22 protein-coding genes and 4 pseudogenes are annotated in these 18,734 nt (G+C 33.8%); 5 read left to right on the forward strand and 21 right to left on the reverse strand.

Annotated elements, in window-relative coordinates:
• Positions 1-28: 28 nt before the first annotated feature.
• Both M1D73_RS17385 and M1D73_RS17390 read right to left on the reverse strand, forming a co-directional pair.
• Positions 29-544, reverse strand: coding sequence for a heme-degrading domain-containing protein (locus M1D73_RS17385; protein ID WP_002195678.1), 516 nt, complete (start codon positions 542-544; stop codon positions 29-31).
• Positions 545-1,076: 532 nt separating this feature from the next.
• Positions 1,077-1,448, reverse strand: a complete 372-nt coding sequence (locus tag M1D73_RS17390; protein ID WP_000402472.1) for a DUF1304 domain-containing protein — start codon at positions 1,446-1,448, stop codon at positions 1,077-1,079.
• Between the two features lie 483 nt (positions 1,449-1,931).
• Here M1D73_RS17390 and M1D73_RS17395 point away from each other — a divergent pair.
• Positions 1,932-2,066: pseudogene (locus M1D73_RS17395) on the forward strand (VOC family protein); the annotation flags it as partial.
• Positions 2,067-2,216: 150 nt separating this feature from the next.
• Here M1D73_RS17395 and M1D73_RS17400 read toward each other — a convergent pair.
• From M1D73_RS17400 to spxA, 7 genes and pseudogenes are all read right to left on the reverse strand, one after another.
• Complete coding sequence (locus tag M1D73_RS17400; protein ID WP_001014168.1) at positions 2,217-3,536, reverse strand: aromatic amino acid transport family protein; 1,320 nt, start codon at positions 3,534-3,536, stop codon at positions 2,217-2,219.
• 957 nt (positions 3,537-4,493) lie between these two features.
• A pseudogene (locus M1D73_RS17405) lies at positions 4,494-4,627 on the reverse strand (DUF3888 domain-containing protein); the annotation flags it as partial.
• Between the two features lie 7 nt (positions 4,628-4,634).
• Positions 4,635-4,970: an IDEAL domain-containing protein gene (locus M1D73_RS17410; protein ID WP_000987462.1), complete on the reverse strand. Its 336-nt coding sequence runs from the start codon at positions 4,968-4,970 to the stop codon at positions 4,635-4,637.
• A gap of 124 nt (positions 4,971-5,094) precedes the next feature.
• The gene (gene saiR / locus M1D73_RS17415) at positions 5,095-5,508 is read right to left on the reverse strand and encodes an Rrf2-family transcriptional regulator SaiR (protein WP_001083465.1); all 414 of its coding nucleotides are present in this window, start codon (positions 5,506-5,508) and stop codon (positions 5,095-5,097) included.
• Between the two features lie 189 nt (positions 5,509-5,697).
• Entirely contained in the window at positions 5,698-5,832 is a 135-nt protein-coding gene (locus M1D73_RS17420) for a BA3454 family stress response protein (protein WP_098213128.1), read from the reverse strand.
• A gap of 110 nt (positions 5,833-5,942) precedes the next feature.
• Positions 5,943-6,077, reverse strand: a complete 135-nt coding sequence (locus tag M1D73_RS17425; RefSeq protein ID WP_000573515.1) for a BA3454 family stress response protein — start codon at positions 6,075-6,077, stop codon at positions 5,943-5,945.
• 47 nt (positions 6,078-6,124) lie between these two features.
• Positions 6,125-6,520: a transcriptional regulator SpxA gene (gene spxA, locus M1D73_RS17430; protein WP_000236189.1), complete on the reverse strand. Its 396-nt coding sequence runs from the start codon at positions 6,518-6,520 to the stop codon at positions 6,125-6,127.
• 693 nt (positions 6,521-7,213) lie between these two features.
• Here spxA and M1D73_RS17435 point away from each other — a divergent pair.
• On the forward strand, positions 7,214-7,561 hold the full coding sequence (locus M1D73_RS17435) for a winged helix-turn-helix transcriptional regulator (RefSeq protein ID WP_000860832.1): 348 nt from the start codon (positions 7,214-7,216) through the stop codon (positions 7,559-7,561).
• Between the two features lie 48 nt (positions 7,562-7,609).
• Here the strand turns inward: M1D73_RS17435 and M1D73_RS17440 are convergent, their stop codons facing one another.
• The 5 genes from M1D73_RS17440 to M1D73_RS17460 all read right to left on the reverse strand — a co-directional run bounded on the left by M1D73_RS17440 (position 7,610) and on the right by M1D73_RS17460 (position 11,979).
• Entirely contained in the window at positions 7,610-8,347 is a 738-nt protein-coding gene (locus M1D73_RS17440; protein ID WP_016123066.1) for a GntR family transcriptional regulator, read from the reverse strand.
• Between the two features lie 32 nt (positions 8,348-8,379).
• Positions 8,380-9,441 carry an oxidoreductase gene (locus M1D73_RS17445; RefSeq protein ID WP_059303568.1) on the reverse strand — a complete coding sequence of 354 codons (1,062 nt, stop codon included), beginning with the start codon at positions 9,439-9,441 and terminating at the stop codon, positions 8,380-8,382.
• Between the two features lie 212 nt (positions 9,442-9,653).
• Positions 9,654-10,826: a cyclopropane-fatty-acyl-phospholipid synthase gene (locus M1D73_RS17450; RefSeq protein WP_059303567.1), complete on the reverse strand. Its 1,173-nt coding sequence runs from the start codon at positions 10,824-10,826 to the stop codon at positions 9,654-9,656.
• A gap of 291 nt (positions 10,827-11,117) precedes the next feature.
• The gene (locus tag M1D73_RS17455; RefSeq protein WP_000816335.1) at positions 11,118-11,444 is read right to left on the reverse strand and encodes a winged helix-turn-helix transcriptional regulator; all 327 of its coding nucleotides are present in this window, start codon (positions 11,442-11,444) and stop codon (positions 11,118-11,120) included.
• Positions 11,445-11,634: 190 nt separating this feature from the next.
• The gene (locus M1D73_RS17460) at positions 11,635-11,979 is read right to left on the reverse strand and encodes a winged helix-turn-helix transcriptional regulator (RefSeq protein WP_000860821.1); all 345 of its coding nucleotides are present in this window, start codon (positions 11,977-11,979) and stop codon (positions 11,635-11,637) included.
• A 413-nt stretch (positions 11,980-12,392) separates the two neighbouring features.
• Between M1D73_RS17460 and M1D73_RS17465 the strand changes: the two genes are divergently transcribed.
• Together M1D73_RS17465 and M1D73_RS17470 are read left to right on the forward strand one after the other, a co-directional pair.
• The gene (locus M1D73_RS17465; RefSeq protein ID WP_000040527.1) at positions 12,393-13,403 is read left to right on the forward strand and encodes an aldo/keto reductase; all 1,011 of its coding nucleotides are present in this window, start codon (positions 12,393-12,395) and stop codon (positions 13,401-13,403) included.
• 77 nt (positions 13,404-13,480) lie between these two features.
• The gene (locus tag M1D73_RS17470; RefSeq protein ID WP_000951521.1) at positions 13,481-13,897 is read left to right on the forward strand and encodes an SRPBCC family protein; all 417 of its coding nucleotides are present in this window, start codon (positions 13,481-13,483) and stop codon (positions 13,895-13,897) included.
• Between the two features lie 45 nt (positions 13,898-13,942).
• Here M1D73_RS17470 and M1D73_RS17475 read toward each other — a convergent pair whose 3' ends face one another.
• The 5 genes and pseudogenes from M1D73_RS17475 to M1D73_RS17495 form a co-directional block, all read right to left on the reverse strand.
• A complete protein-coding gene (locus M1D73_RS17475; RefSeq protein ID WP_016124973.1) occupies positions 13,943-14,509 on the reverse strand; it encodes an SGNH/GDSL hydrolase family protein in 567 nt (188 codons plus the stop codon).
• A gap of 15 nt (positions 14,510-14,524) precedes the next feature.
• A complete protein-coding gene (locus M1D73_RS17480; protein ID WP_033689015.1) occupies positions 14,525-15,352 on the reverse strand; it encodes an MBL fold metallo-hydrolase in 828 nt (275 codons plus the stop codon).
• A gap of 25 nt (positions 15,353-15,377) precedes the next feature.
• Positions 15,378-15,473 (reverse strand): annotated as a pseudogene (locus tag M1D73_RS17485) (DUF7010 family protein); the annotation flags it as partial.
• Between the two features lie 42 nt (positions 15,474-15,515).
• Positions 15,516-16,364 (reverse strand): aminoglycoside phosphotransferase family protein, encoded by an 849-nt coding sequence (locus M1D73_RS17490; RefSeq protein WP_002195676.1) that lies wholly within the window; start codon positions 16,362-16,364, stop codon positions 15,516-15,518.
• Between the two features lie 187 nt (positions 16,365-16,551).
• Positions 16,552-17,301, reverse strand: a complete 750-nt coding sequence (locus M1D73_RS17495) for a Nif3-like dinuclear metal center hexameric protein (protein WP_001022442.1) — start codon at positions 17,299-17,301, stop codon at positions 16,552-16,554.
• 83 nt (positions 17,302-17,384) lie between these two features.
• On the opposite strand from M1D73_RS17495, the gene M1D73_RS17500 reads away from it, so the two are divergent.
• The gene (locus M1D73_RS17500; protein WP_000801653.1) at positions 17,385-17,594 is read left to right on the forward strand and encodes a hypothetical protein; all 210 of its coding nucleotides are present in this window, start codon (positions 17,385-17,387) and stop codon (positions 17,592-17,594) included.
• A gap of 32 nt (positions 17,595-17,626) precedes the next feature.
• Here the strand turns inward: M1D73_RS17500 and M1D73_RS17505 are convergent, their stop codons facing one another.
• A complete protein-coding gene (locus M1D73_RS17505; RefSeq protein ID WP_000849327.1) occupies positions 17,627-18,526 on the reverse strand; it encodes a PhzF family phenazine biosynthesis isomerase in 900 nt (299 codons plus the stop codon).
• A 46-nt stretch (positions 18,527-18,572) separates the two neighbouring features.
• Positions 18,573-18,665: pseudogene (locus M1D73_RS17510) on the reverse strand (GNAT family N-acetyltransferase); the annotation flags it as partial.
• Between the last annotated feature and the right edge of the window lie 69 nt (positions 18,666-18,734).

Raw genomic sequence — 18,734 nt, forward strand, 5'->3', positions numbered from 1 at the left:
AATTTAATTATCTATTGACTAGTTACAACTATTGGTTCAAATGATTTTTAACTGCTCTTACTACCAATTCGTGATCTTCTTCTGGTGGTAATCCTGAAACTGTTATCATTCCAATAACCCCTACGTTTTTTATCCTGATAGGAAAGCATCCACCAAACGCAGCATATTCCGAAGTATCTAAAAGATATTTTTCATTATATGAAATTCCAGTTATTTCACTTTGTATCTGCATATAATACGAGCTACGATCATGCAGGGAAACGACTCGTTTTTTACGCTCAATCCATTTCGTATTTTCCGCATTTGTCCCTGTCATCTTGAAATGAAATAATTGCACACCATTTTTCGTTATATCAACAGCAATCAATTTCCCCTCTCGCTTTGCTGTTTCAACGATAAATAAACCTAGTTGCAAGGCATCTTCATTTGTAAAAGAGGAAAATTGAAGCGTTTCCTCCTCTTTTAAAATTTGTTTACTTATTTCATTCAAATTTGAAGTGCTCATATTTTTAACCTCCATAATTGTTTTATGCCACACCGACATTTTTTCGAAATTATTAGGCCATATAGTACAACCCTTCAATCAATCTGATTCCAAATAAACTGCTGTAACATCGTTGGTAACTAGTAGTACCGTAAAGCTTGTTTTCTTCTTACTGGTGCTATTATGAATGATATTCAAAGTTATAAAAAGTACGCACTTTAAAGTGCTATAGGTACTTTAAAGTACTATTCTACTTATCCCTATCTTACAGAGACTATTATGAAATATATTTAACATCTTAAAAATGTATGTACTAAAGAATAATATTTTTAATCACTAACTTTTTTGATCAATCGTTATAATCCAATTTCATCAAAATTTTTATCAATTATTACACTATCCAACAATAGGAGGAAACAAAGATGGATGAAAATATATCCAAAAGCTGAAAAGCAGTTGAGTCCCTTGAGGGAATAGTTATAATTCACTACTTATAGAAATAGACATACAAAAACGCCATCCTTTCCTATAATTCTACAGAAAGAATAGCGTATTTTTCAAAAATGAGTTCTTTTATTGAGAAACTTTGATTCTATATCATACATAAAAGGGCAACCAGTGCTAAAACAGCTGGAAGTCCTTGTTTCACAATAATTGATTTATTAGATGTGAAACCTCCGAAAATAGCTGCTATCACCACACAAATCACGAAAAATAATTGGACCATATAACCAATTGGATTGAGTCCAAGTACAAGTCCCCAAATGAGACCAGCCGCTAAAAATCCATTATATAAACCTTGGTTTGCAAACATAATGGCTACGTTTCGATCTCCTTCTAAATGCTTCGGTAATTTGAAAGCACGTTTCGCTACTTTTGAATCAATAAAAAACATTTCAAGGATCATGATAAACAAATGTTCTAATGCTACGATCCCGACTAAAATAGCTGCGATTATTTCCACACTATTCTGCCCCCTACACTCTCTATTCTTTAATATTCTCTACATTTTTTTGCACCTGTAATAGAACATGAATAAGTATTTTGCGTTCTTCTCCACTGATATTTACGAACATTTCCTTCATAAAATGTTCCTTTTCTTTCTTGTCAAAATATTAATTGATATATCAATTATTGATACATCAATTAATATACATCTCTCTTTTTATTTTTGCAAGTTTTTTTGCTCAATTGGTTTTATTTTGTTCCAGCAACTTTAAACCAATTCAAAACATCAGTTCGCATTTCTAGAAATCATAATTACTTTAAGTTCATTCTGACAATCATATTTAACTAAATATATAAAAGAATTGAGTTATATCTCCATCAATTTATAAAAATTAATTTTTTCTAAAAACAGATACTTTACGTTTTTTATAGTAATAAAAATCATTTTTTTGTTTCAGAGGCAATCCATTTTGTTAGCCTGATGGGCATAAGATAGCACCCATATGGAGAACCAATTATCTTTCAAGAAGATGGCTAGAAATCTGGAATTGGTACAGGAGTTGCCTACTTCCCTGATTCAGATGGTACTAATTTAGAGCTAATTGCTCCAAAAGGGCCATTTAGACGTGACTAATAAATTAATACCGAAACAGCCACCTTATCTGAAAGGTGGCTGTTTGTTAATAGATTGAATAAAAAGGACAAACTCTCCAACTTGAGAAGTTTGTCCAAAAATAGATATTTCATATTCCACTACTTTGACACTAAAATCAACAATAGTGAATTAGAATAATGACTTAATACTTGCTAAGACAGTAAGTACACCTACAATAATAACAAATACGTTGCTCATTTTCCCTTTGTATTTAGCTAGTACTGGCACTTTTTGAATCGCATACATCGGTAATAGACATAAGATAGCAGCAACTAAAGGACCGCTTAGAGAATCAATAAGTCCAAGAATACTTGGATTTGTATAAGCAACAAACCAGCATGATAATACAACAAAAGTAAGAATTATTGTCTTAATTGTTTTTTCTTCAATATCTTTTCCACGTGATTTACCAAACTTAATAATCATGTCACGCATTACTTCAAATGCTCCTATATAATGGCCTAGGAAAGACTTTGTAATAGCCACAAAAGCAATAATTGGAGCTGCAATAGTGATTACAGGCGAATTAAGCTCATTAGCAAGATATGAAAGAATTGATAAGTTTTGTTCTTTTGCCATTTTTATATCATCTGGAGTCAAGCTCAATGCGCTACTCCAAACGAAGAACATAACAACAGCGAATGTCATGATATAACAAACCTTTTGTATTTGCGCACATTTAGCATCAGTGGCTTCGATTCCATACGTAGCTCTCTGTTTCACAACAAATGATGAAATCATAGGTGAATGATTAAATGAGAATACGATGATTGGTAGAATCATCAATATCGTCCCAAAATAGCCTGTTCCTGTTGAAGCAGTTGAAACAGCTGAAAAACTAAGCATTGACGTATTCCACTGTGGAATTAAAGATATTGCGATAAACAGTAGAGAAACTATGAAAGGATACACTAACATACTCATTACCTTTACAGTAATATCTTGACCAAAATTCAGTATAGCGATAAGACCAAGAACTAATACAAGTGATAAAATAGCTCTTGGAGGTTCTGGCATGTGCAATTGATGCACGATAAAACTACTTGCAGTGTTTGTAAGCGCAACCGAATACATTAGTACGATTGTATAAATTGAACCGAAATATACGATGTTAAAAATGATACTCGCTTTATTTCCGAAATACTCTCTAATTGTACCTGTGATCCCCTCATCAGCAGAATTAGAAGCGTATATCATTTTAGCAAGTGCCCTATGTGAGTAGTACATAACTGGATATGCAAGCAATGTAATTAGTAGTAAAGATAATAAACCACCTGAACCTGCATTAATCGGTAAAAAGAGCACCCCTGCTCCAATTGCAGTTCCAAATAGACTGAGTGCCCATGTAGTATCCTGCTTATGCCACTTTTTCGGATCTGCATATTGCTCATTTTTTAGTGCGGTATTTTCAGCTTGAACTTCTATTTTCTTTGCAGTATTCCCGTTCATATAATAACTCCCCCTTGTATCTATTCCTGCATCTCTCTTTGCACCTAACAAATATTCCCTTTTTGAAAAATGAATTCCTTACAAGTTGCCCCACATTGTATGTCCTTCATCATAATGAATCCAAATTGAAACATTCGCTAATTAGCGTCCTAATATAATTGTTAGCGTTCACAAAAAAGTTTACTCGTAATATCCGCTCTTTATATAAAGAACCCTTAAGAGAACAATATAGAATAGACTTCATAAATACGTTGCAACATTTCTAATAACAGTGTATTACTTTAATGGTTTCTCTTTTTTACTTTTAACAGTAATTTTAGCTAAACCGGCCTCTCTTCATTTGCGAGGCATTTCTTTCTCAATTCTATACATTACTTTCATAACTTCGGTAGCACTGATGATATTGCTCACACAAGCCACTGAAGCACATTACATACATTTCGCCTCTAATCACACACCTTTCTTACTAATAATCGCATTTTTTATATTTTCTCCAGAGATAATAAAATTTCTCTCGACGCCCTCATTATAACGTGTATATTTATAAAATTAATATTTTTATATTTTCAGAAATATTAAAGAGGAATAATTTTATATGGATAATATTTTACAGTTAGCATGTAGCCATTGTTTTTATCGCTTAAAGCTGAATTAGTTAGTAAAAAAATACAATAATACATTGTTTTTCTAGGTGACTTATTATAAAAATACTTATATCCCCTTTTATCAAAAAATTTTATTTTAAACATAAAAGATATTCTAATAAATAATTAATGTAGGTAAAAAGAAAAAAATCCCAAAATACAAAAACCAAATTTTAGGATATATATTATTAATATTGAATTCATATACAATTTAAAAAGCTACACTGAGCAAAAAACCAAAAAGCTGCCCCATATGGACAGCTCATTTACATAATTATCGTTATCAGGAATACACAAACAAATCACTTCAATATCATCTTAATTGTAGTTTGTTCGGCTCTTCTTCAGGGATATCTCTATGTTTGTAATGAATCGTTTTTACATCATTTCCTTTTATGCGAAAAGTAATTGTGTCCCGTAAGGCGGATTGTGTGCACCCTCAAAAGTTTAAATTTTAAAATCCCTCATTAACTAGCTCTTTTATCGAGTTTAATTTTGAAGAAAGCTCGATAAACCATTCTTCATCCCCTGTTAATAATGCAAGATCTATAAGATAAAGGATTTGTTCCTTATTTATTACCTTTGATTCAGGGAGTTTGTTAACGTGTTTACTAAAGAGTAAAATCGCTTCGTTTATTGTGTACTGGCCGTCACGTTTCACAATACTAACTGTAACTATATCCTCTACATCATCAAGTGATACAATATAACCAACTATTAATTCACCTTCATTTGATATTCCACGAACCCAATCTCCTACTTTTAAAACATGATTATTATTTGACATCATACCGTTTCACCTTCCTATAAATATTTTTTGTGACGATAAAAAAGATATAAAAACAAATTATACTGTAATATTTTTCATTACATTTAAGTGTTAAGAACTCACGGCTATATAATAATTAAGCCGCTTAACGCTCTTGATTGATAAGGTCAACAACTTCTTTCATTGTATAATTCTTTAAGTATTCACCTAGATGCTCTTCAGCACCTAAGAAAATAGCGAAAAGAACTTTTCGCATATTCGAACCTACAACACACTGATTGTTTGATTCTGGACACTTCGGCTGCAAAGCACCTTCAGAGGTTATCTGATAAATATGCCAAAGATTAATTTCATCTAAATCGCGAGCGAAAATAAAACCGCCACCAGTCCCCTCTTTCGATTGTATAAACTTATGTTTTTTTAACAAACTTAGTACTTTGCGAATGCGTACTGGATGAACACCTGCACTTTCTGAAATAGCATTACTTGTTGACATCCGGTCTGGCTGTAAAGCTAAATAAGTTAAACTGTGTATGGCCAAGGTAAAGTCGCTGTTCATGATTTTCCTCCTACGATTAAAAATATTGTTTCTCATATATTAACATACTGTAGCCATAAATATTACAGATTGGTTAGAACGTTAAAACATGTGGAATGCTTCTTGCCATAAAAAATTAATTCCCTTATATTCTATCCCGTCCCACCTATATCTGATAACTTCATTTAGCTTTTTAAGTTAAAAAGAAAATTAAACACTCCACTGTTTCTTCACTTGTTCTTCTGCCAACTGTTCAATTTTTGTCCAAATCGTATCTTTACTTACAATAACATTTGTTTGATAATTTCTATCTTTATAATTAACTGAAACACATACTTCAATCATCTTCTGCTTCCTCCTTTCAAGAAAATTTCTTATTTATATTTAATACCTGAAAAATTTTGAATTTAGTTATAATCTCTAGCATATAAATTCATTTTTTTAAATAATTAAGTTTAAAAACCCCACTGTTTCTTCACTTGTTCTTCTGCCAACTGTTCAATTTTTGTCCAAATCGTATCTTTGTTCACAATGACATTTGTTTGATAGTTTCTATCTTTATAATTAACTGTAACGCATACTTCTATCACCTTCAGTTTCCTCCTTTCAAAAAATTTCTCTTTCATACTATTACTTATTAATTAGCCAACTTTTGCAGTTCAATGTTTAAAAATGTTCGGACACTACGTGGTAAAAATTTGCGAATTTCTTCTTCGTTAAAACCAATTTGCAATCTTTTTTCGTCCAGCATAATCGGGCGACGCAACATTAGTGGATGCTCAATTATTAATGTATAAAATTCATTTAGCGAGAGCTCATCAATATTTATATTTAAGTCCTGAAAAGTTTTGGATCTAGTTGAAATAATTTCAGTAGCCCCCTCTTCAGTTAAACGAAGAATCGATTTAAGCTCATCAACTGTCATAGAATTTGATACGATGTTTTTTTCAATATAATCAATTTGATGCTCTTCAAGCCATGCTTTCGCTTTTCGGCATGAAGCACAGCTTGCTGTTGTATATAGAATTACCATATTTAACTCACTCCTTTAATGTTATTAAACGTACATTTTAAATATCGCTTATTGAAATGTATTAAAAAAAATTACAGTTTAGAATCAAATTCACATAATGTTAATTATTCAGCAATGTTTCATTTATCTCTATTATTCATGCTACATTTTACAGACGTTAACAACTCACTTTTAAAAATCTTACTGTAATTTTAAACTTTACAGTTCAATTAATCAACTGTTAAGTCTTGGATTAATTTTAATAACACAACAAATTATTCTCATGTAAAATTCCCCATAGCATGATGGCTCCTTCAAAGCACATTTCACGCATTTCTTGCTTACAAGTGCTATTATGGATTATATTCATCCTAATAAAAAGTACGTACTTTAAAGTGTTATAGGTACTAAAAAGTAACATATGCATTTTTAAGTGCCGTTCTGCTTATTTCTCTCTTACATCGGTTATTATGACCGATATTTAGCACAATAAATAGTACGCACTTTAAAGTGTTATAGGTACTAAAAAGTAACATATGCATTTTTAAGTGCCGTTCTGCTTATTTCTCTCTTACATCGGTTATTATGACCGATATTTAGCACAATAAATAGTACGCACTTTAAAGTGTTATAGGTACTAAAAAGAAATAATTTTAGTATTGCAACGGATGTAGGCTCACAACTGTAATCTAAATTCATCAAAGGAGTTTTTTTATGAAGACATACAATATTCCTGTAGAAGCGACTTTAGAAGTTATTGGCGGAAAGTGGAAAGTTGTTATCCTTTGTCATTTAAAAAAAGGAACAAAAAGAACGAGTGAATTAAAACGTTTAATGCCTGGTATTACGCAAAAAATGTTAACGCAACAATTACGGGAACTAGAAGAAGATGGTGTAATCCAAAGGAAAGTATATGACCAAGTACCACCAAAAGTAGAGTATTCTTTAACGGATTACGGTTCGTCTTTAGGAGCTATACTCGATTCCCTCTGTTCCTGGGGAGAAGTTCATCTTGAAAAAACCGGGAACACATCCATGCTGATTACAGCAGATGAATCATAACTGTAGAAGACATAAAATAGGTTGAGACAATGCTTGCCTCAACCTATTTTATGTCTCTTTATAATTTTTTGCCGTAATGACTGTTTCAAACTCAAAGGTTTCCGGTAGATGATCTGCATAAGAATATTCAAAAGTTCGTCCATCCGTTAAGTAAGCTACTTGCTCAACTCGCATTAGGAAATCCTGATTTGTTAAGTTCATAAACTGCTTTTCCCTATCATCTGGGCGAATCCCTTTAACCCTGACAACAGATGTCCCTACTTCAAGACCAAGTTTATTTTGAATATGTGAGTATATCGACTCCTCTAAAACAGAAGCTTCAACACCTGGGATAACCGAAATTGGCATCCATGTATGCTCCATAATCGTCGGAATGCTGTGAATGATGCGGAGGCGAATGATTTTATAGACGAAATCACCAATTGAAACTCCCAATTTCTCAGCAACTACTTCATCAGCACCTACAATCGCAAACTCGATAATTTTACTTTCTACCTCACTACCGTAAACAGCTTTCGTACCTGTTAAAGTTTGAATCATTCGTGCCTTTTCCTGCTGATGCCAATCTTGTACCACTGTTCCACTTCCGCGCCGACGGATAATGTAGCCGTCTCTTACTAATAGATCCAGCGCTTTTTTAATCGTAAGTGCTGAAACATCGAATTCTTCAGCAAGGACGGAGCTACTCGGAATTTTTTCGTTGATTTTATATTCACCGTCTAAAATTTGCTGTTTAATCTTTTGATAAATGCCGAGGTATTTTACTTGTGTTGATCCGCTTGCCATTTCCATACCTCCTTTATACTGCAAACTCTCTTCTATTCATTCAAATGTAAAGCCTCAAGTTTGTAAACTGAAGGTGATGGGGCAGCAAATCCATTTTCCAAGATTTCAATATTCGTTACTGCTTCTTCATCTTTCACAAGTTTTGGTGCACCATTTACAATTGTGTCATACGCTGCATCATAGAAACGACCGTAATCACCAAGCGGCGTTTTAATTTGTTTTTCAATCCAGTCACCATTTGCATTACGATACTTAGCAATTCCATAATACATCGGCGAATCTTCACCAAATCCTGCACTCTCAGGCATAATACCCGCTTTCAAATCATTTTCCTGCTGATCTTCACCGTATTTAATAAAAGAGCCATTTGTTCCATGAACGATAAAGCGTGGATAATCTTTTGCTACGATATGGTTCGTTTTCAGCTTAATCTTCAACTGATTTCCATAATGTAGACCAACATCGAAATAGTTATCAACCGCACCTTCCACTTCATTATTACGAATATCGTATGTCACTGTATTTGGACGGCCGAATAGTGAAATCATGCGGTCCATCGTATGAATACCTAAACTGTAAAATGAACCTTCTTCTTTTGGAGCTTCATGAGTGATTGAACCAGGACGGAAATAATCAATATGTGATTCAATCTCAATAATATCACCAAGGAATCCTTGTTCAACTACTTGCTTTACAGCTAAAAAATCACCATCAAAACGGCGGTTTTGATAAGGCATAACGACTACACCTTTCTCTCGTCCTAATGCTAATAATTCTTTGGCGTGTTCTACTGTATCGCAAAATGGTTTTTCAACGATAACTGATTTTCCGGCTAGTATAACTTTTTTTGCTAATTCATAATGCGTATGTGCTGGCGTACAGATCGTCACGACTTGAATTTCTTTGTCATTCAACAATTCGTCCAAATCAGTAGTGAAGTAAACACCTTTTTCCTCATATGGAGCCGCTAATTCTTGATTTATTTGACGTACAAAAATCGTTTTTACTTTTATATTATTACGTGTCTTTAGATAAGGTAGGTGATAACGGTTAGCTGATTTTCCAAATCCAATAAAGCCCATTGTTAATGTCATGTTCTTCAACTTCCTTGCTCATAAATTTTCGTTTCTACATTTATTATATATTTTTTCTTTAAAAGTATATAGTTTTAATTTTAAAATTATATACTAAAAAGTCGAGATAGAAATCATTTTCTGATTCCCATCTCGACTTTACGTTATAGACTTATATCCTATCATCATTTTATTTATACTCAATGACTTGAGAGCTACTTGGTTACATGCTCTTATTCATACATATACGAACGTGTCATCGGAATTGTATCATTAATCCCTTTTGAAAATACAAATTGATGTAAATCAATATTACCTGTAAAGAACGAAGCTGCACATGCATTTAAATATAAACGCCACATGCGGATAAATCGCTCATCTTTCGTTTTACGAACTTCCTCTAGTACGTTTTCAAAATTTCGAGCCCAATGTTGTAATGTTTTTCCGTAATGTCTACGTAAGCTTTCTACATCCACAATAAAAAATTGTTCGTTTGTCATGTTCGTGATTAATTCGTTCACAGCAGGAACATACCCACCAGGGAATATATATTTTTCAATCCAACCATTCGTAGCACCACCATTAGCCGGAGAAGTAATGCAATGCAGCAGAGAAATCCCGCCATCATTTAATAGTTTGTTAACTGTTTCAAAGTATTGCGTAATGTTGTCTTTTCCTACATGTTCGATCATACCTACACTAACAATTTTATCAAATTTATGATTCTTAATATCGCGGTAGTCAAGTAAAGATACTTCAACTAAATCCGTAAGTCCCTCTTGTTTAATTCGCTCAGAAGTCTTAGCATATTGTTCCTCACTTAACGTTACTCCCATCGCTTTCACACCGTACTGTTTAGCGGCAGCTGTAATGAGTTCACCCCACCCACAACCGATGTCTAATAGCGTATCACCTTTTTGAAGGTTCAACTTTTTCAAAATATGATTCACTTTATTATGCTGCGCTGTCGTTAAAGAATCTTGCTCATTTTGGAAATATGCACAAGAATATGTCATTGTTTCATCAAGCCATAATTTATAGAAATCGTTCCCAATATCATAATGATGAGCAATATCATCTTTATTTTTTTGTTTTGAGAAATTCCATTTACTTTTGAAATATTGCAACTTACTATCACCTAAAAAGCTATCCTGCCTTTTATAAATAGATTGAATTGCTTTTTCAAGGTTACCCTCTATTTCAAGATCCCCATTCATATATGCTTCACCGAATGCAATAGAAGGATCCTTAGCGATTTCTTTTTTTGAAAGTGGCTTATGGAATGTTATGTGAAATTGAGGTTCCCCTTCGCCATATTGGATTGTTTCTCCATTCCAAAGTGTAATTTGAACTGGATCTGAAAACAGATTTTTGAGTATTTTTTTATAAAAAAGTTCTTCAACCATAAAAACATCTCCTACTAAAAAATTGAACAAAAAACTATACTAGTTAATAAGTCTTTTTGAACATAGCTTAAAATCGTTATTGTACTGACTTCTTGCTACGAGTGTCATTATAAAACGGTTATATTATGAAGCATAGTACGTACTTTAAAGTGATGTAGGCACTTTTAAGTACCCATGACTGAAACAGGTCCTCAAAAATTTTACTTTTCATCATAACAACTTTCTAAAGTTTTAAAACGAAAAACACCACCTCGTCATTAGGTGGTGTTTTCAATATTACATATAGAGATTTCACTTAACTTCTGTGTTTTTTCTATCTATGCATCGTTCTCCCCATACGGTCAATTGATTTAATACATTTTGCAAAGACCACCCATAATCAGTTAAGGAGTATTCTACTCGGGGTGGAATTTCTTTATAGATTTCACGTGTAATCACACCATCATCTTCTAGCTCACGTAATTGTTGCGTCAACATTCTAACAGAAATTTCAGGAATTAGACGCTGCAACTCGCTCGTTCGCTTTGTTCCTTTCGTTAAGTGACATAAAATGACGACTTTCCACTTTCCCCCGATAATTTCTAAAGTTGCTTCTATCGGTATATTGTATTGTTTCACACGATCTCCCTCCTTTTTTCTAAATTTCTTCTCTATTGTTACGTAAAAACAAATAATTTTCTATACGGCACATTTTAGTTCCTACAGCACAAAAAAGTACCTATATTACAAAAAAGTAATTATGCTGCTTAAAAATCTCCCTCTATACAAAAAGAAAAAACGAACGTATTCTCGTTCGTTTTTTCTTTCTTTATTCAACTGCGGTTATAAGCATAGACGTGTTACCATTCTTTTCAAGATGATTTTCTCCCCAGTTACAAAGAGTATCGAGTATAGAATCTAAAGAATGACCGTAATCAGTTAAAGAGTATTCTACTTTTGGTGGCACTTGGTTATACACTTTTCTCTCGATTACACCATCTTCTTCTAATTCACGTAATTGTTGCGTTAACATCTTTTGTGTAATACCAGACATTAATTGTTTTAATTCGCACGTTCTCTTTTTGTCTTTCTTTAAATGACAAAGGATAACTACTTTCCACTTTCCACCGATAACCTCTAAAGTTGCCTCTACAGGAATATTGTATGTTTTCATATAAAAATCTCCTTTAATAATTTTATAAGACAAATAAGCTAAAATATTTAAATATTACTTTTAAGTATCTATAGCACCTTAAAGTACGTACTTTTTACCCTGTTAAACATGTTTCATAATAGCATACGTAAACAGCAGATGAGTAGTACGGCACCAAAAAGTACCTGTATTACTTTTTAGTATCTATATCACTTTAAAGTACGTACTTTTCATTATGTAAAATACATTTCATAATAGCATTTGTAAGGGTTGAGTGAGTCATGCAGTGTTAGAAATTACCTGTTAGTACCTTTACTTTAAAGTGAGTATTTTTCTCATACATTTTGTCAGACGATAAAATGACATGTTTTCATTTTCACATCCATTCACAGTGAATAAATATTTTTCAAATACATTTTAGGAGGATATCTATAATGAGTAAATTACTAAAAGAAAAAATCGGGTTTGGTACAGCACCACTAGGAAATATGTACCGTAATATCCCAGAGGAAGAAGCAATCGCTACAGTGGATGCTGCTTGGGAGAATGGCGTTCGTTACTTTGATACAGCTCCACTTTATGGATCTGGCTTAGCGGAGATTCGTCTTGGTGAAGCACTATCAAAAAGAAATCGTGATGATTACTTTTTAAGTACGAAAGTAGGTCGAACTATTTCGGATGAATTAGAAGATCCATCTGCACGTGATTTAGGTGAAAAAGGCGGGCTTTTCGAATTTGGTCGCAAAAATAAAATGATCAATGACTATAGCGCAGATGCAACACTTCGTTCTATCGAGCAAAGTTTGAAACGTTTAAAAACAGATCGTCTAGACTTTGTTTTCATTCATGATTTAGCACAAGACTTTTATGGTGATGCGTGGATTTCACAATTTGAAATTGCTCGAACAGGAGCATTCCGTGCGCTAACACGTTTACGTGAAGAAGGAGTCATTAAAGGCTGGGGGCTTGGAGTAAACAAAGTAGAATCAATTGAACTTATGCTTGATTTAGAAGAAGCGAAACCAAATATATCCTTATTAGCTGGTCGCTATTCATTATTAGACCACGAACGTGCATTGCAACGAGTAATGCCTGCATCTGTAAAGCATAATATGGATATTGTTGTTGGTGGCCCATATAGCTCAGGTATTCTTGCTGGCGGCGCTCACTTCGAATATCAAAAAGCATCGCCAGAAATTATTGCAAAAGTTGAGAAAATCAAAGCTCTTGCAGATCGTCACGAAATCAGCATCAAAGCTGCTGCATTACAATTTTCACTAGCAAATCCAGCAGTTGCTGCCGTTGTTCCTGGGGCAAGTAAACCGGAACGAATTGTAGAAGACCAAAACGCCTTAAATACAGTAATTCCAGCAGCATTCTGGGAAGAAATGCGCGAACAAAAACTAGTAGCACCTAATGCACCACTACCAATCAACGTAAAATAATTTGAAACCTTAATCAGTGGGGTCATCCCACTGATTATTTGCTCGCAAATATCGAGATAAAAAGGAGCGTAATGAACATGGCACATACTACTACATCTATGGAAATTTTCGGTTCACCTGAACAAGTATGGCAATTAATCGGAGGTTTCAACTCCCTTCCAGACTGGTTACCTTATATACCTAGCAGTAAATTAACTGAAGGCGGTCGTGTACGTCATCTAGCTAATCCAGATGGCGATACAATTATAGAACGCTTAGAAGTATTCAATGATAAAGAACGCTACTACACGTATTCAATCATGAATGCACCATTCCCAGTCACTAATTATCTATCTACAATCCAGGTGAAAGAAGGTACTGAAAGTAACACATCGTTAGTAGAGTGGTCTGGTACATTCACTCCTGTTGAGGTTAGTGATGAAGAGGCAATAAATCTGTTTCATGGTATTTACAGCGATGGACTGAAAGCATTACAGCAAGCATTTCTAGATTAATTTACTAAAAACAATGAAAAGCAAAGCGATATCGCTTTGCTTTTTTTATAAAATCCCTTTTAACTTTTCACCAATTAACTTCGCTAGATACTCATAACCTTCTGGACCAAAGTGTAATCCATCTTTTTCATCATTTTCTACAAACCTTTTATAATTCAGTTCTTGAATCATTTCAGCATACAAATTTAGAAAATAGCTTCCTGTTTCTTTCGCCACTTTCTCCACCACGTCTGCATACTGACAGAGCACTTCATTTGTTCTATTATGCTGCCTCTCTTCATCAACTGGCGCAGGGCTAATAAGCAGCACTTTACCTGACGAAATATGGTTCACAATCTTCTCTAAGTTTTCTTTATATGCTTGTAATGACACTTGAGAAAAAGAAACTGCATCATTCGTACCAAGAAAAACTGTTACGAAATCTGGTTTATATAATATTACATCTTCTTCAATCCTATTTAACGCATCGAATGTATTATCACCTGGAACACCTGCATTCACTACTTTCCAGTTCGGAAACATCTCTTGCAAACGTGGTGTTAATCTCGGAATTCCATCAAAAAATGTTTCATCAGCTGTAATACTATCTCCAAAACATACTAACGTTTTCATTAAGCTACTCTCCTTTTACGTATGAAACAACTTTCCTTCTATTGCTTTTATATATCTGTCAGCAGAACGTTCAACTGCCTCATTTGCATTTTCTTTTACTACTCGATGAAAAGCGTTGTATAAACGATTAAACTGTAATGGCTTCACTCGATTCACCATTTCTTCCACTTTCCTCGCTGGTAGTGGAATTAAGTTTGGATAGCTGTACATGAAGCTTACCCACCGCTCATCTGCTACAACTTGAATAATATCACCTGTTAACAAAATCCCTTTTCCATCATTACCTTCTTCCCAATGCAATACAGAACCACCACTAAAATGTCCTCCAAGACGATGTACAGTAATCCCATCAGCTAATTGTAAAGACTCACCAGACCAATAAATAATACGACTACTCGGACGCATCACCCACTCTTTATCATCTTCATGTATATAAATTGGTACATCAAATGTCTCTGCCCATTCTACTTGCGTTGAATAATAATGAGGATGAGACAATGCAATCGCATCTAATCCGCCAAGCTCTTTTATTTTCGTAATTGTCGTTTCATCTAAATACGTAATACAGTCCCACAGTAAACGATATGACTCTGTTTTCACTACAAATGCCGTTTGACCGATCGCAAATCCTGGTTTTGTTGTAATACTATAAAGTCCATCTTCCTCTTCGATTATTTCATTTTTATATGTATCACCAATTTGTAAGCTTTCTAGTGTCGTCCAAGATTGTCCTTTTGGATTCACATATTGCCTCTCTTCATCACAAATATGACAACTCACCGGTTCTTCTACACTCGCTGCATACTGCACGCCACACGTTGTACAAACGTAATTTTTCATCATAATTCCCCCTATCCCTAAATTTTTATTAAGCTGCTTTTTTATGTTCAATTAACAAACTTATAAAAGTAAGTAAATAGACAACTGTAACCGATAATGGAATTACAGTAAATCCTTTTTCGCTTCTGCAACATTCATCACACCATCTCCCCTAAAAATATTTGTACTATAAAGTCACCTCAACCTCACCCATCCAATAACGCCAAGCTGCTAAATAATCTTCTAAATCTTTCGGGTGGTGCCGTAAACATGTATCTATACGCAAATATAATCCTATGACTATCTCTTCATATAAATCACGGTCATTTTTATGAAATACACATTGTTTCATCGCATAACCAATCGTTTCTTTTGTTAAATCTTCCGGAGTTGAACAGAACGCATAAATTAAATCATATATAGGATCTCCTAACACTGGTAAAGGATCAATTACACCGTGCAGTTTATTCTCTTGAAATATAAAATTATGAAATCCAAGATCACCATGCAATAAAAATGGCTGATTTATTCCAGTCCCCCTACTTGGACTATTTGCTAACTTAAAAACCGTTCTATACGCTTCCTCACTTATGTAACGTCTTACATTTTCATGAGCTTCCATCACATTTGTCGTTAAAAATTCATTCCAAGATTGAACTGGGTTTTCTTTCCATCCCCAGCCATCAATCTCTGTAGCTACTTCATACTTATTGATAACTTCCTTTACAAGTTTACAAAGAACGCTCCGTTTATGGCCTAGTTTGCAAAAAGTTGTGCCCTCAAGGAATGAGTAAACAATATAGCGATTTAAAGGTTCCTTATAAAAAAGCTTTGGAAATAATTCATCCTTTTTATAAAACTGAAGAAAATAAGCTTCTTCACGTATGACATCCGATTCATTCAACTTTACAACGTATTGTTCATCTAACAAATATATAGTACTTGTTGTTCCCCCGTTTAACACTTTTACACTATTTGGATAATGTGAAATCACTTTCTCCTTAACTAGTTGTGCAGTGATTATTGAAATATCCATTCTCTCACCCTTTAACTCCGAATATTCCCTTAATTCAAAAGACAACTTTACTATTATTTGACAAACATAAGGGAATCCCTCCTAAAAATCTTAATATAACAAAAGATAATTTTATTTCATTGCAACTGCGTCTTTCAATATTCCATCATATAGTTCATTCCATTGATGGTAATGCGATGTAATTTCTTCACTCCAAATGTTCTTCATTTAATCTAGTAATTTCTATTGAATTATCTCTTTCTTTTAACTTATGAGCCAAACTTTCTACACCAAACACTTCTGTAAACGTATGACTGCCTACAATTAAATTAATCCCTTTAAATTTCGCATGTTGCACTGTATATAATGTTTTTTCACCTGTTATGTACGTGTCACACCCTTTTTCTAATGCACGTTCAATCAAATTTGTATTGTTTCCTGCACCGGTTAAAATCGCAATCCGTTTTACTGGTTTATCGTGATTTCTCCAGCTCTTCACTTTCTCTTCCATTCTTTCTTCAAGTTTTCCAACTAAGTTTGAAAAAGGAATCGCTTCTTTATATTCTCCTATTCCCGGTAGTTCTTCTTCCTCATACGTGGAATATTCCAGTATTGTATCTATCCCAATTCCGTTAAATAACGATGTACATGTGCCAAACTTTACAAAATCTAACGGCAAATGAACCCAAAAATGATTCATTTCATATTGCTTCAATTTCTCAATACAAGCCTCTTCCATACCAAATAAAAAACTCCACGGCGCATGATGTGTAACTATCATATCGACTCCATTTCTATACGCTTCTTCAATAGTTTCTAACGTTAAATTTGTTGTGTAACCGATTTTGTGAAATTCATCTTTACTTATATGAGTAAAACCATATTCATCATCGCCGTATTTATGAAGATGCTCTCCAAATAGTGATGTTATATGTTCGTTAAACTGCTTTATATTCATTTTATTTCTCCTTTCATTTACTTTTATATTTCAAAAATAAGGAAATACTAAATAAAAACGTTACATACATATAGGAGGACACCATGAAACCTGAATTTTTAAAAGCTGTACATGATGCCATTGGAAACGTCGAACATATTCATATAGAAGAAAGCGGTGCTGACAGCTTACTTATCCATCATGATGATGCACAGCAATTACAACAAGTCGCTAAAACGCTAGAAAATAACAATTTTCGCTCTGCTTTAAGAACAACTGGAGATGCTTCGTATATTGAAGTGTTGAACAGATAATGAAAGTCCGGATGTATGCCGGGCTTTCTTTTTTATATTAAAACTTCAAACTCTTTCACATACACCGCTGTTCCAGCAATATCTATTTGTAACTTTTCGTTTTCTATCCCTTTCGTTACATAAACAGTTACACGACCATCTTTATTTATTTCCTGTCCTTGCTCAACGATTAAGTCCAATTCATGTTCAAAATCTTTCTCTAAATACTCCGCATAATACGCTCCCATTACACCTGAAGCTGTTCCTGTCACTGGATCTTCAATCGTCCCAGCATAAGCTGACGAGAAATGACGGCCATGCATTTGTGCTAGTTCATCATAAGTTTCTAGACAAATTGGGTGAATAGAAGCATTAGGTATTTCTTTTAATACCGATGGAAATGCAGCATTATTAGGTTTCATTCTCTCACACGCATCTAGATTTTTAATCGGCACAATTACAGTCCAGTTTCCTGTACTTCCATATACTATCGGTAAACTTACATCTAAATCATTTACTTCTAAACCAATACTATGAGCTAATTCTTCTTTTGAACCTGCAAAATCTTTAAACTGAGGTGCTGTCTGCCTCATTTTAATAAAGGTTTCTCCATTTTCATTTACAACTATTTGTATCGGTAAAATCCCTGCCTTCGTTTCAATCGTAAGGTTACTTTTCTCTTCTAATAAACCTTTTTCGCGCAAGGCATATATCGTCCCTACTGTCCCATGACCACATAAATCCATTTCAAAACCAGGTGTAAAATAGCGCATTCTTATATCTCCTACTTCTGAGGAAAGAACAAAAGTTGTTTCGTTATATCCAACTTTTTCAGCAATAATTTGCATTTCCTCTTCCGTTAATCCATCTGCTTCTAATACAATACCTGCTGGATTTCCCTTATTTGGTTTATTCGTAAATGCGTCATAATGAAATACGTTTATAGTCTTCATTTTCTTTTCCCCTTATTTGTCTATTTCTTTATTTTTATAATCAATAAGAAAATTGATCTAACCAACTTTCATAATCATCATTTTGGAACGGACGGATCATCAGTCTCTCTGTCTCTACCTGTAATAGCGGCAGCTTCATTTATATCTCTTCCCTCAATTGTTTTTCGAATATTCTTTATTATCTTACACAAAATACAAAATCTAGTAA

Source organism: Bacillus sp. PK3-067 (assembly GCF_056738645.1).